Origin of the sequence: Streptomyces sp. Z423-1, from assembly GCF_013009255.1 — a bacterium.
GTDB lineage: Bacteria > Actinomycetota > Actinomycetes > Streptomycetales > Streptomycetaceae > Streptomyces > Streptomyces gossypiisoli.
Genome location: NZ_CP053109.1, coordinates 5999170 through 6013027, shown reverse-complemented (window position 1 = coordinate 6013027; position 13858 = coordinate 5999170). Strand labels below are relative to the sequence as shown.

Annotated in this window: 9 protein-coding genes and 1 pseudogene; 3 read left to right on the top strand and 7 right to left on the bottom strand. The window is 70.3% G+C overall.

Features of this window, described 5'->3' with window-relative positions; genetic code table 11:
* Positions 1–282: 282 nt before the first annotated feature.
* Positions 283–1529, bottom strand: a pseudogene (locus HJD23_RS27000) (IS256 family transposase).
* 925 nt (positions 1530–2454) lie between these two features.
* Here HJD23_RS27000 and HJD23_RS26995 point away from each other — a divergent pair.
* Positions 2455–2994, top strand: a complete 540-nt coding sequence (locus HJD23_RS26995; protein WP_171113968.1) for a GNAT family N-acetyltransferase — start codon at positions 2455–2457, stop codon at positions 2992–2994.
* A gap of 166 nt (positions 2995–3160) precedes the next feature.
* Here HJD23_RS26995 and HJD23_RS26990 read toward each other — a convergent pair whose 3' ends face one another.
* From HJD23_RS26990 to HJD23_RS26975, 4 genes are all read right to left on the bottom strand, one after another.
* The gene (locus tag HJD23_RS26990; protein WP_171113969.1) at positions 3161–4204 is read right to left on the bottom strand and encodes a M48 family metallopeptidase; all 1044 of its coding nucleotides are present in this window, start codon (positions 4202–4204) and stop codon (positions 3161–3163) included.
* A 624-nt stretch (positions 4205–4828) separates the two neighbouring features.
* Positions 4829–6514 carry a thiamine pyrophosphate-binding protein gene (locus tag HJD23_RS26985; RefSeq protein ID WP_171113970.1) on the bottom strand — a complete coding sequence of 562 codons (1686 nt, stop codon included), beginning with the start codon at positions 6512–6514 and terminating at the stop codon, positions 4829–4831.
* Positions 6511–7488 carry an agmatinase gene (gene speB, locus HJD23_RS26980; RefSeq protein WP_171113971.1) on the bottom strand — a complete coding sequence of 326 codons (978 nt, stop codon included), beginning with the start codon at positions 7486–7488 and terminating at the stop codon, positions 6511–6513. Before speB ends, HJD23_RS26985 begins: the two co-directional genes overlap by 4 nt.
* 56 nt (positions 7489–7544) lie before the next feature.
* Positions 7545–9005, bottom strand: a complete 1461-nt coding sequence (locus tag HJD23_RS26975; protein WP_171113972.1) for a sodium:solute symporter — start codon at positions 9003–9005, stop codon at positions 7545–7547.
* A 134-nt stretch (positions 9006–9139) separates the two neighbouring features.
* Here HJD23_RS26975 and HJD23_RS26970 point away from each other — a divergent pair, with 134 nt between their 5' ends.
* Positions 9140–10837 (top strand): PucR family transcriptional regulator, encoded by a 1698-nt coding sequence (locus HJD23_RS26970; protein WP_171113973.1) that lies wholly within the window; start codon positions 9140–9142, stop codon positions 10835–10837.
* An 85-nt stretch (positions 10838–10922) separates the two neighbouring features.
* Positions 10923–11711, top strand: a complete 789-nt coding sequence (locus HJD23_RS26965; protein WP_171113974.1) for a phosphatase — start codon at positions 10923–10925, stop codon at positions 11709–11711.
* Here the strand turns inward: HJD23_RS26965 and HJD23_RS26960 are convergent.
* Both HJD23_RS26960 and HJD23_RS26955 read right to left on the bottom strand, forming a co-directional pair.
* Positions 11704–12576 carry an acyl-CoA thioesterase II gene (locus tag HJD23_RS26960; RefSeq protein ID WP_171113975.1) on the bottom strand — a complete coding sequence of 291 codons (873 nt, stop codon included), beginning with the start codon at positions 12574–12576 and terminating at the stop codon, positions 11704–11706. The two genes, HJD23_RS26965 and HJD23_RS26960, sit on opposite strands and share 8 nt — an antisense overlap.
* Positions 12577–12611: 35 nt before the next feature.
* Positions 12612–13769, bottom strand: a complete 1158-nt coding sequence (locus tag HJD23_RS26955) for an acyl-CoA dehydrogenase family protein (protein WP_171113976.1) — start codon at positions 13767–13769, stop codon at positions 12612–12614.
* Between the last annotated feature and the right edge of the window lie 89 nt (positions 13770–13858).

Here is a 13858-nt window from a genome sequence, read left to right as displayed (position 1 = left end):
GCCGGCTGCACGAAGGGTCGTGGAGCGGCGAAGCGGGGCAGCGAGCGGACGAAAGCCTCCAGAGCGGCGAGCTGCGAGTGGTCGCAGTAACTGACTCGGTATGCGAACTGCCTCATGACCCTGGCGTCGCGCTCCGGAGGAAGGAGTTCCGCCGGCACCGGGTGACCTGCGCCAACGAGAAGGTCGGCGGCCGGTATGTCGAGTTCGGCGGCAAGTTCGGTGAGTCGCTGCGGGGCGGTGTCAGTTCCGTTCGGGTCGTGTCCCTTGACGTGGTGTAGGCGATCAATCGTCGGTCGTGTTGGTGGTGTTGGGGAGTGCGGGGGCGCTTTCGCCGGCTTCGGTGGGGTAGATCTGGTCCATGCTGCCTTCGGGTAGGTAGCGGCGGGGGAAGGCGATCCACTCGTCGTGCATCTCGAAGAGCACGGCGGTGACCAGTCGGAGGAGAGCGTCGTCGTTGGGGAAGACCTGGACGACATCGACGCGGCGTTTGATCTCGCGGTTGATCCGCTCCAGCGGGTTCGTGGACTGAATCTTCTTCCAGTGCCGTTCCGGGAAGGCCGCGAAGGCGGTGAGGTCGTCCTTGGCGTCCAGGAGCATCTGCTTGACCTGGGGAAGGGAAACTGTGCGCCCAGCATGTCGGCGACCGTGTCGAGCTGGTTGCGGACGGCGTCCTGGTCGGGCTGGGCGAAGATGGTGCGGATCGTCGCGGCGACCATTTCCGCGGCGTCCTTGGGGATCACGCCGAAGACATTGCGCAGGAAATGAACCCGGCAGCGCTGGTAGGCCGCGCCGATCATGACCTTGCGGATCGCCTTGACCAGGCCCGAGTGGTGATCGCCCAGTACGAGTCGGACACCGCCCAGACCGCGTTCGCGCAGGTGACGCAGGAACTGGGTCCAGAACACCTCGGTCTCGCTGTCGCCGACCATCACTCCCAGCACCTCGCGGCCGCCGTCCTCGGTGATGCCGGTGGCGATCACCACGGCCCGCGAGACGATCTGGTGCGCGACCCGTGCCTTGCAGTAGGTCGCATCGAGGTAGACGTAGGGGAAGCGGGTGTGGTCCAGGGGCCGGCCGCGGAACGCGGTCAGCTGGGTGTCCAGGTCCGCGCAGATCCGTGAGACCTCGCTCTTGGAGATCCCGCTGTCCGCACCCAGCGCCTTGACCAGGTCGTCGACCGAACGGGTGGACACTCCGTGCACGTACGCCTCCATGATGACGGCGAACAGAGCCTGGTCGATGCGGCGGCGACGCTCCAGCAGGCTCGGGAAGAAGCTGCCCGAGCGCAGCTTGGGTATGGCCAGGTCCAGGTCACCGGCCTGCGTAGTCAGCGTCTTGTCGCGGTGCCCGTTGCGCAGCGCGGTGCGTGTCTCGGTGTGCTCGTTCCACTCCGCACCGATCCTCGACGTCGCCTCGGCCTCGATCAGCTCCTGCAGCATCCGCTCGGCCACGAAACGGACGAGTTCCAGTCCGTCCGCCGAACGCAGTGACTCCAGCAGCCGAAGTAAGTCATGCTGGGACAGGGCCATCATGCACCTCCTGGTTGAACTGGCCGTTTACCAGGGAGAGTTGCATGGTGGCCCGCCTGCCGGGCAGGGAGCGGAATCCCTATCGACACACGCCCCGGGGCGTACGCCCCAACGTTGATCGGCTACACCACGAAGCGGGACGCCATCTCCGTTCGCGGCGAGGCTGCTCAGGATGGTGGCCCGTTCCATGTGAGGAAGGTAGCTGTGACAGTCGAACTGCGGCCCGGGTTGTGCTGCTGCCAGGCTCGGCACCGACGTTCCGGCATGACCCCACAAGGTCATTGTGATCGTGGCACGTACCTGGCTGTCCATCCGGGTGGAGTTGGTCTTCGGGCACGGTGCGGACCTGTGGCCTGTGGCCTCGACCCGGCCGGGTCTTCGCCGCCGCGCGCTCGCATTCCTTCGCCCAGTTCGCCACGGCCATCGATCTCGCCTTCGGCCGCTGGTGCCTGGCCCACCTGCACCTGTTCACGTTGTCCGACGGCACCCGGGTCAGCCCCCTGGACTGGCACGGTGACGGAAAAGCGCATCGATCCCCTCGACGAACTCGGCGAAGCACCCCAACCGCCCGGTTCCCTACTGGGGTTGGGGCAGCCTCCCAGACCCATACGCACGCCGCTGGGACGGGAACGACGGGGAGTCGCCCATGCCGAAGCGGCCAGCCCGCGGGCTCAGCGATCTGCCCCCGATCCTGCCGTGGTGGGGCGAGCGCCGCCGAGGGTGACCTCACGCTGCGTACACAAAGTGGGCGCCAGTGGGGAATGGAATCGACCACGTTGGGGAACTGAAGCGGCCGCGAGCGGGGAAATCCAACTGGCCGCTGACAGACGTCGCTTCTTCGCATGCTCGTCGGCTTGCCCGGGCCAGCGGGTTGATCGGTCCGCGAGCCTTGATCGCTGCCGAGCCTGCTGATTGGCTGGCTGACATGACTGACCTCGGACCCGTCGCTTGGCCGCCTGCCCCGATCAAGACCGAGCGGCTCGTGCTCCGTGAGCCCGAGGCCCGGGACCGTGCGGCGTTCATCGAGCTGCACGCCTCGCCAGAGGTGCACACCTACCTCGGCGGCCCCCGGCCGCGTGACGAGCTTGAGCGCGAGATGCCCGAGGTGCCCGGGCGGTGGCCCGGGAGTTTCGTCGTTGATCTCGACGGGGCGATGATCGGCCAGATCCTGCTCAGGAGAGCAACGGGGCACCGTCGCCCGGCTGCCGCGGGGAAGGCCGATCTCGGCTACCTGTTCCTGCCGCGAGCGTGGGGATTCGGGTATGCCGCCGAGGCGTGCGCGGCGGCACTCGACTGGTTCGACGGCGTCCTTCCCGGCGAGCCGGTGGTGCTCACCACCCAGACCGCCAACGCCGCCTCGATGCGCCTCGCGGCAAAGCTGGGGTTCACCGAGGTAGAGCGGTTCCAGGCCTGGGACGCCGAGCAGTGGCTCGGCCTGCGGTCCCCGGTCACGCCGTCCGATTGAGCCCATGCCCGGCAGCGCGACGGATCCAGAGGCCCCCCCTTCCGTCCCGAGTGACCTGGCCGGTCAACTGGCAGGGGCGTGTTCGGCCTGGGCTTCCCGCTCGGTGTCATCGAGCATGGCCTGGGCAAGCGCGCCCAGGACACTGTTGGAGATCCCGCCGATGTCGTCAGCGGACTGTTCCGGTGGTGTCCCGGATGAACCGCTCCGCGACGGCCCGTTTGGCGGGTTCCAGCTCCTGCTCCACCGTCCCGGCGGCCGCGCGGTCGAGCGTCACCATGGCCGGATACTGCTCTGCCTCACTCAGCATGTCGATCCGTACCTGCACAACATCGTGGGGGAACTCCCTCCCGGAGACGTTCGCGGCGTAGGCAGCGAGCTTCCGCCACAGACCCTCAGCCGCATTCGTCCGGCCGAACGTCCGGGCCTCAACCGCCAGCCGGTGCAACTCGGCGGTCACCACACCCGACAGGCCACGGCACTCCAGTGCCTGCACGGCTGCCTCCGTGGACGCCACGCGGGCGGCGAGCCCATCTGAGCGGAACTCAGCCTCCTCGGCCACGGACGCGGCAAGGCCTTGGACCAGCCGGGCCATCTGCTTCTGCGGCCAGGTGACAAGCCAAATGCCCCAGCGTGACAGGGCGCTGTCCACCCGGAAGCGAGCAGCGGCTTGGGTCACTTCGTCCGCCCTCCGGCTCACAGGAGAGGCGGCCAGGGCCTGTTCCCGCAAGGTTCCCGAATTGTCGGACGGCGCAGCGCCACCGTGCAGGAGCGGGAGCACCGTGCGCACCATCAGGTTGTGCCTGACGTCACCGGTGGTGAATTGCGCCAGTTCATGGGCCAGGCAGGCGATGCGTTGCTGCGGCGTGAGCGTCTCCCACAGGGCGAGGCCGATATCGAGCCGTCTCCTGCGGAGGCCGAATGGCACCGCGCTGATCGCGAAGTCCTGGGTGAGCTGAACGGTATCGAAGCCCTGGGTGCCGAGGGACTCCGCGATCTCGTCCAGAAGCGCGAACAACCGGGGGGCGTCGGCTTGTCGCAGGAGCCGTTCCTCGGCCACCTTGTCGCGGTGGGGCCGCAGTTCCACAGCCAGGCAGATCAGGAGGAGCCCAAGGGCGGGCTGGACGATCGTTTCCCATCCGAAGACGATCAACAGCGTGCCACCCACCAGGAGACCACCGGTCATCAGATGTACCAGTGCGGAAACGGCCACAGCGACCGCTGCCTTCACCCGACGGCCACGGACGGGAGGGAACCCACGACGGACCGCACGTGGACCCGTCGTCCCACTCTCTCTGACTGAACGCACCTGCTCTGCCCCCGATTCCGGTTACGGAACTCACATGCCGGTCCGCCGATTCTGGCCGGACGCGTTGACTCGCACATTGCCCGAAACCAGCAATCTTGGAGCGGGCCTCATGCCTGCCTCTGATACCCGGACCCGATCCCGAAGTCGATCAAGTCCTTCTCGCCAGTCAGTCTGAGCGACCGGGGGGCCGAAGCCGTCAGCGTGCAGCAAGTTGAGGGCGGCGTTGTCGAAGTCACCCCTCCTGGTCCGACGGTTCTTTCGCGCGTCGCACACCGGTCCTGCGCCGGAAGCTGGAGAGGCTCGCGCTGGCACTGGCCGGGCACCCCGCGGCCCGACTGGCCGCGCACCTGTAACCGCCCCACCTGCACGACCACGTCGGCTCATTCGTCGCGAGCACCCGCGCCTGCTTCATCAACTGGGGCCCGCTCGAGAAGCGCGACGCCTTCAACGGCGACTGGCGCTCCCGCTACCTCGGCGACTTCGGCGGCCGGATCGACGGCGTCGGCCCCGGCGCCTGCTGATCCGGCGTCACCCCAGGTGCGTCGGCGCGAACATCCGCAGCACCGCCGGGAGAACGACCACCGAAGGTCCGGGTGACGCCAGCGCCTTCGCCAGGTCCTGCTCAAGCGTCTCGGGGGTCGTCCGCACCCCCGGGACCCCGAACGACTCCGCCAGCGCCACATAGTCCGGCCGCGTCAGCTCCGTCGCCGTCGCCTCGCCGAAGGCGTCCGTCATGTACTCGCGCAGGATGCCGTACCCGCCGTCGTCGACGATCAGCCAGGTCACCGGCAGGTCGTACTGCCTCGCCGTCGCCAGCTCGGCGATCGAGTACAGCGCGCCGCCGTCGCCCGACACCGCCAGCACCGGACGCGTCGGGTCCGCGGCGGCCGCGCCCAGCGCCGCCGGGAAGCCGTAGCCCAGGCCGCCCGCGCCCTGGGCGGAGTGCATGGTGTTGGGGGTTTTCGGATCGAAGGCCGACCAGGCCCAGTACGCCAGGATGGTCATGTCCCAGAAGGAGGGGGAGTCGGAGGGCAGGGCGCGGCGGACCGACGCCAGTACTTGCTGCTCCAGCGTCAGTTCCTGCCCCGCGATCCGGTCGGCGATCCGCCCGAGCACCTCACGTACGCGCTCCGGTGCCCCGGTGTCCTGCCGGTCCTCCACCGTCTCCAGCAGCGCCTGCAGGGCGAGGCGCGCGTCCGCGTGGATGCCGAGCGCCGGGTGGTTGGACTCCAGCTTGCCGAGGTCCGCCTCGATCTGCACGACCCGGCCGCGCGGCTTGAACGTGTAGTAGTTCGAGGAGAGTTCGCCGAGGCCCGAGCCGACTACGAGCAGGACGTCCGCGTCCTCCAGGAAGTCCGTCATGTGACGGTCCTCCAGCCAGGACTGGAGCGACAGCGGGTGTTCCCACGGGAACGCCCCCTTGCCGCCGAAGGTCGTGACGACGGGTGCCTGGAGCCGTTCCGCCAGCCGGCGCAGCTTCTTCGACGCGTCCGCGCGTACGACTCCCCCACCCGCGATGATCGCCGGGCGGGACGCCTTCGAGAGCAGATCAGCGGCCACCGCCGTCAGTTCGGGGCGCGGCACCAGCTCCTCCGGCGTCGCGTCCAGCCCGGTCACCATCGGCAGCGGCGTCTCGGCCAGCAGCACGTCCTGCGGGATCTCCACCCACACCGGCCCGTGCGGAGCCGTCAGCGCCGACTGCCACGCCTCCGCGATCGCCGACGGGATCTGCGACTGCGTACGGACCGTGTGGACGGACTTCACCACGCCCCTGAACGAGGCCGCCTGGTCCGGGAGTTCGTGGAGGTAGCCGTGGCGGCCGCCGCCCAGCCCCGCCGTCGGGATCTGGCTGCTGATCGCCAGGACGGGCGCGGAGGCCGCCCGTGCCTCCTGGAGCGCCGCCAGCGAGGTCAGCGCCCCCGGCCCCGTCGACAGCAGCAGTGGCGCCGCCTCGCCCGTGATCCGGCCGTACGCGTCCGCCGCGAAACCGGCGTTGTTCTCCACCCGCAGGCCCACATACCGCAGGTCCGAGCGGCGCAGCGCGTCGAACATGCCGAGCGCGTGCTGACCGGGCAGGCCGAAAACCGTCGTCGCGCCGAGCCCGGCCAGCGTCTCCACGACCAGGTCCCCGCCGTTGCGGCCGGGGGGAGGATTCAGTGCGGCCTCCGTCTGCGCGGCCGTCGGGCGGAGTACCAGGTCGTGGTCGTGAGTCACTTCGCGCGCGCCTCGGCAATCTGTCGGGACATGATCGTGGTCAGTTCGTACGCCGTGTGGGAGGCCGCCACCGACGTGATCTCCGCGTGGTCGTACGCGGGGGCCACCTCGACGACGTCCGCCGACACCAGGTTGCAGGATGCCAGGCCGCGCAGGATCTCCAGTAGCTCGCGGGAGGTCATGCCGCCGGCCTCGGGAGTGCCGGTGCCGGGCGCGTGCGCCGGGTCGAGGCAGTCGATGTCGATGGAGATGTACAGCGGGCGGTCGCCGATGCGCTGGCGCAGCTGGTCGGCCACCTCGTCCACGCCCCGCCGCATCACGTCCGCCGACGTCACGATGCCGAAGCCCATCTTGGCGTCGTCGTCCAGGTCCTGCTTGCCGTACAGCGGGCCGCGCGTACCGACGTGGGAGAGCGCCGAGGTGTCGAGGATGCCCTCCTCCACCGCCCGCCGGAAGGGGGTGCCGTGCGTGTACTCGGCGCCGAAGTACGTGTCCCAGGTGTCGAGGTGGGCGTCGAAGTGCAGCAGGGCGACCGGGCCGTGCTTCTTGGCGACCGAGCGCAGCAGCGGCAGCGCGATGGTGTGGTCGCCGCCCAGCGTCATCAGGCGCGCGCCGGTGCCGAGCAGGTCGTCGGCCGCCGCCTCGATGGTCTCCACGGCCTCGTTGATGTTGAAGGGGTTCACGGCGATGTCGCCGCCGTCGGCCACCTGCGCGAGGGCGAAGGGGGACGCGTCCTGCGCCGGGTTGTACGGGCGCAGCAGCCGGGACGCCTCGCGGATCGCGTTGCCGCCGAAGCGGGCGCCCGGCCGGTACGAGACGCCGGAGTCGAACGGCACGCCCACGACGGCGACATCGGCGGTGCCGACCTCGTCCAGGCGGGGCAGCCGGGCGAAGGTCGCGGGACCGGCGTAGCGCGGGACGCGGGAGGAGTCGACGGGGCCGCGGGGGGTCGGCGGCGTCTCGTTGCTGCTCATGGTGAAATGCCTTCTTTCTTACGCTTCATCGCGTATGTACTGCTTGTGCTACGACTCTACTGGGGCGTCGGGACCTGCTCGGACACATGTTCGGGTGCCCGCCCGGCGAGGCGCTCGCGCCAGGCGGCGAGGACGGCGGCGTCGGTGGCGGGCGTGGCCAGGGAAACGATCACGTACGCCGCCAGCGAGGACAGCAGGCCGTAGTAGACGGGCTCGTTGGCGAGGATGCCGTACGTCGCCATGAGCGCGATCACGGCCACACCACCGACGGCGACGGCGGCCAGCGCGCCCTGCGCGGTGCCGCGCTTCCACAGCAGCCCGCCGAGGATCGGTACGAGCAGCCCGCCGACCAGCAGGTTGTACGCCACCGTCAGCGCCTCGACGACGTCGTTGAGCGCGATCGCCGTACCGATCACGGCGAGGCCCATGATCAGGATGAACGTCCGGTTGCCCTTGACCTCGTCGTGCTCGCCGCCGCCGGGCCGTACGGCACCCCGCAGCCGCGCCCAGATGTCGTTGTTGGCGACGGTCGCGCAGGCGATCAGCGCGCCGGACGAGGTCGACATCACCGCGGCGAGCGCGGCGGCCAGCACCAGCCCCCGTACGCCGACCGGCAGTTCGTCCTTGACGATGGTCGCGAAGGCGTCGTCCGCGCTTGCCAGGTTGGGGTAGAGCACCTTGGCCGCCGTACCGATGACGGCACCGGCGAGCGCGTACGCCAGGCAGTAGGTGCCGGCGACCGTGCCGCCCCACTTCGCCGTGCGGTCGCTGCGGGCGGTGAAGACGCGCTGCCAGATGTCCTGACCGATCAGCATGCCGAACGTGTAGATCAGGACGTAGGTGAAGATCGTCTCGCCGCCGATGCCCAGCGGGTCGAAGTACTCGGTGGGCAACTGGGCCTTCATCTCGCCGAAGCCGCCCGCCTTGACGACCGCGATGGGCAGGAGCAGGAGCAGCACGCCGATGGTCTTCACCACGAACTGCACCATGTCGGTCAGCGTGATCGACCACATGCCGCCCAGCGTCGAATAGGCGACGACGATCGAGCCGCCGAGGACGATCGCGAGAGTGCGGTTGATGTCGAAGAGGACGTCGAAGATCGTGGCGTACGCGATGGTCGACGTCACCGCGAGCATGAGGGTGTACGCCCACATGACCACGCCCGAGATCACGCCCGCCCGGCCGCCGTACCTGAGGTCCAGCATCTCGGAGACGGTGTAGACCTTCAGGCGGGCGATGCGGGCGGAGAAGAAGATCGACAGGGCGAGCAGGCCGAGGCCGATGGTGAAGACCATCCAGGCGCCGGACAGGCCGTACTGGTAGCCGAGGCCCACGCCGCCGATGGTGGACGCGCCGCCGAGGACGATCGCCGCCATGGTGCCGGAGTACATGGCGGGGCCGAGGCGGCGGCCCGCGACCAGGAACTCGCTCTTCGACCTGGCGCGGCGCATGCCCCACCAGCCCATGGCCAGCATGCCGGCCAGATAGACGACGATCACGAGGTAGTCGACGGCCATGTGTGGGCCTCCTTCGCGCACTCTCGGTGGCGGGGACGAGCGGGGGACGAGGCCTGAGACTAGGTGGCCGGAAAGCGACTGCGAAGTGTACGTTTCATCCATTCGAGCCGTACGGGATGGAGGGAACGCACACCATGCCCGATCCCGCCGTTCCGCCCACGCCACCCGTGCCTCTCGCGTCCCTGCTGGCCCGCGAGGATCTGGCCCTGCGGCAAGTCGCCGGGCCCACCGATCCGGAGACCGTGATCCACTGGGCGCACACCTCGGAGATGTCGGACCCGTATCCCTATCTGCTGGGCGGCGAACTCCTGCTGACGGCCGGGGTGCACATCCCGGAGGCGGCGGGCTCGGGGACCTACTTCGACGACTACGTCTCCCGGATCGTGGCCGCGGGCGGTGCGGCGCTCGGATTCGGCCTGGCTCCGGTGCACGACACGGTGCCACGGGCGCTGGTCGCGGCCTGCGACACGTACGAGCTGCCGCTGCTGGAGGTGCCGCCGCAGACCACGTTCTCGGGCGTGGCCCGCGCGGTCTGGCAGCTGATGGCGCAGGCCCGGCACGCCGAACTCCGCCGCGTGACGGAGGCGCAGCAGAGCCTCGCCGCCGCCGCATCCCGTCCCGACCCGGTGCCGTCCGTGCTGCGGCAACTGGCCCAGCGGGTGGGGGGATGGGCGGTGCTGTACGGCCCCGACGGCGGCCCGATCACCACGGCAGGCAGGCCGCCGGGGGACGAGGTGCGCAGGGGGTTGGAGGAGCTGGCGGGGGTGGTACGGCCGCGGGGTGAGCGCGGGCGGGGCAGCGAACGCGGGACGAGCGGCGAACGCGGGACCGGCAGCGAACGCGGGCCGGGCAGTGAGCGCGGGACCAGCGGCGAGCGCGGGACCGGAGGCGGGCCTACGCCGGGCGGCGAGCGCTACGGCACCACCCCACCGACCACCACCCCCACGCGCACCACCCCACCGACCGCAAGCCCGGCGCGCCCGACCCCCGCCCCTTCGCCATCCCCATCCCCATCCCCCTCCCCCACCTCCGCCACCGACACCATCACCGGCACCCACCTCTCCGCCTACGCCCTCGGCGCCGGACAGGGCTTCGTGCTCGGCGTGGCCGCCCCGCACCGCGACCCCGCCGATCACGCCATCGCCTCCGTCGCCGCCGTGCTCCTCTCCCTCCTCACCGGCGAACACCAGAGCGGCACCGGCGCGGCCCGCTCCTCCGCGCTGGTGCGGCTGCTGCTGGGTGCCGAGCCGGAGGCCGTGGCCCCGCTGCTCGGTGCCGGGCGGTGGCTGGTCGTGCACGCGCGGCCCGACACGACCGCCCCCGACCCGGTCGCCGCCTCGGCGCTCGGCGCGGCGCTGGGTTCGCCGTTGGTGGACCTCGCCGAGGACGTCGTACGCGTCCTGCTGCCCGCCGAACGTGAACCGGCCCCGCACCCCGGCTGGACCCTGGGCGTCAGCGCCCCCGCCGACCCCGGGGAGTGGCCCGCCGCCGACACCCAGGCGGCCCGCGCGCTGGCCCGCGCCCGCGCCACCCGCACTCCCCTGGCCCACCACGGCACCGGCCGCCCCGGCCTCACCGACCTGGTTCCGGCGGCCGAGGCGGAGGCCCACGCCACCGCCCTTCTCGCTCCCCTCACCACGAACCCCGCCCTCACCGACACCCTGCGCACCTGGCTCTCCCTGCACGGCAGTTGGGACCGCACCGCCGTCGCCCTGTCCGTCCACCGCAACACCGTGCGGCAACGGATCGCCCGGTGCGCGGCGCTGCTCGGCAGCGATCTGGACGATCCGGACGTGCGGATGGAGCTGTGGTTCGCGCTGCGGCGGCTGTGACCGGGGTGACCGCAGGTGAGTGACCCACGTCCCAGCGTGCGGGACGTCGGGAACGGGTCCGGGCGCGTACCGCACAATAAGAGCCATGCCGATACCCGGGACACCCAGCCGCGCCGAGCTCGTCGAGCACCTCGTGAAGACTCGTATCGCGGGCGACGTCGCCACCCCGCGTGAGAACAACCTCTCCCACTACCGCCAGCTGTCCAACGGCGTCCGCAACTTCTGGCTCGGCCTGGAGCTCGGCGACCGCTGGACCGACGAGCAGGACGTGCTCGCGGTGATGGCGGAGCGGGTCGGCGTGAACGACGACCCGGAGTACCGGCACGGCCAGGACACCATCGACCCCGAGCTGACGGTCGCCGCCCTGGAGCGCCTCGCGTCCCGGCTGCGCAAGGCGGCGGACAGCAAGCAGCGGGTGCTGTTCGCGACCGGCCACCCGGGCGGGCTCCTCGACGTGCACCGGGCGACGGCGGCGGCGCTGCGCACCGCCGGCTGCGAGATCGTGGTGATCCCGGACGGGCTGCAGACGGACGAGGGGTACGTCATGCAGTTCGCGGACGTGGCGATGCTGGAGCACGGCGCCACCCTGTGGCACACCCACTCGGGCGAGCCGATGAAGGCCATCCTCACCGCCCTGGAGCGGGACGGCCGCCCGCTGCCCGACCTGGTCGTCGCCGACCACGGCTGGGCGGGCTACGCGGGCCAGCACGGCGTCGACTCCGTCGGCTACGCCGACTGCAACGACCCGGCCCTGTTCATCGCGGAGGCCGAAGGGACCGTCCAGGTGACGGTCCCGCTCGACGACCATGTGGTCAGCCCCCGGTACTACGACCCGATGACGGTGTATCTGCTGTCGGAGGCGGGGCTCATCTAGCCCGCGGTACTCGTACGACGCCCTCCTGGATCACCGTGATGGCGAGGCGGCCGTCCTGCGTGTAGATGCGGGCCTGGCCGAGGCCCCGGCCGCCGTACGCCGACGGAGACTCCTGGTCGTACAGGAGCCACTCGTCGGCGCGGAACGGGCGGTGGAACCACATCGCGTGGTCCAGCGAGGCCCCGACGACGTCCCCGACGGCCCAGCCGCCCCGGCCGTGCGCGAGCAGGACCGAGTCGAGCAGGGTCATGTCGGAGACGTACGTGGCGAGGACGATGTGCTGCAGGGGGTCGTCCGCGAGCTTGCCGTTGGTGCGGAACCACACCTGCGAGTGCGGTGCGCGGGGCTCGCCGAACCTGCCGTACGGCGGCTCGTCGACGTAGCGCAGATCGACGGCGGCGCGCGCCTCCAGGAACTTCTCGACGACCCGCGCGTCGAGGTGGCCGTAGCCGCTCAGCCGTTCCTCGGAGGTGGGCAGGGTGACCGGGTCGGGCGCGGGCGGCATCGGCGTCTGGTGGTCCATCCCTTCCTCGTACGTCTGGAAGGAGACGGACATGCCGAAGATCGGCTGGCCGTGCTGGACCGCGACGACGCGGCGGGTGGTGAACGAGCGTCCGTCACGCAGCCGGTCGACCGTGTAGACGATGGGCGCGCCGGGGTCGCCGATGCGCAGGAAGTACGCGTGCAGCGAGTGCGGGGGCCGGTCCTCGGGGACCGTGCGCCCGGCGGCGACGAGCGCCTGGGCCGCGACCTGCCCGCCGAAGACGCGTGGAACGACGGCGGACCGGGACTGGCCGCGGAAGATGTTCTCCTCGATCTGCTCCAGGTCGAGCAGATCGAGGAGATCCTGTAGTGCCTGGCTCATGGCCACTTTTCTACTGGCCAGTAATTTCGTAGGCCTTACAGACCCATGTCCTTTGCGATGATCGACTTCATGATCTCGCTGGTACCGCCGTAGATGCGGTTGACGCGGTTGTCCGCGTACAGGCGGGCGATCGGATACTCGTTCATGAAGCCGTAGCCACCGTGGAGCTGGAGGCAGCGGTCGATGACGCGGTGCGCGACCTCGGTGCAGAACAGCTTGGCGCTGGCGGCCTCGGCCGGGGTCAGTTCACCGGCGTCGAGGGCCTCCGTGGCGCGGTCGGCGACGGCCTCGGCGGCGTCCACCTCGGCCTGGCAGGCGGCCAGTTCGAACTTGGTGTTCTGGAAGTGGGCGACCGGCTTACCGAAGACGGTCCGCTCCTGCACGTACTGCTTGGCGAACCGGACGGCGGCCTTGGCCTGCGCGTACGCGCCGTAGGCGATGCCCCAGCGCTCGGAGGCGAGGTTGTGGCCGAGGTAGTAGAAGCCCTTGTTCTCCTCGCCGAGCAGGTCCTCGACGGGCACCTTGACGTCGACGAACGCCAGCTCGGCGGTGTCGGAGGTCCTGAGCCCGAGCTTGTCGAGCTTGCGGCCGACGGAGTAGCCCTCGGCCTTGGTGTCCACGACGAAGAGGGAGATGCCGTGGCGGCGGTCCTCGGCGGTGGGCGCGGCGGTGCGGGCGCAGACGATCATGCGGTCGGCGTGGACGCCACCGGTGATGAAGGTCTTGGCGCCGTTGAGGACGTAGTGCGTGCCGTCCTCGCTCAGCTTGGCGGTGGTCTTCATGCCCGCGAGATCGGAGCCGGTGCCCGGCTCGGTCATCGCGATCGCCCACATCTCCTCACCGGAGACGAACTTCGGCAGGAACCGCTTCTTCTGCTCGTCGGTGGCGAGCATCTTGATGTACGGCAGACCGAGCAGCACGTGCACGCCGGAGCCGCCGAAGGTCACGCCCGCGCGGGCGGTCTCCTCGTAGAGCACGGCCTCGAACTTGTACGAGTCGATGCCGGCGCCGCCGTACTCCTCGTCCACACGGATGCCGAAGACACCCAGCTCGGCGAGCTTGTAGTAGAACGCGCGCGGCGCCTGCCCCGCGGCGAACCACTCGTCGTACACCGGTACGACCTCGGCCTCGATGAAGGCGCGCAGGGTCTCCCGGAACGCCTCGTGATCCTCGTTGAACACCGTACGGCGCACGCCGCCACCTCCACGGGTACATGTCTAAGCGCTTGCTCACTTACCGTACCGGCGGGTAGGAACCGGCGTCCAGACCGATCCACGAGTAA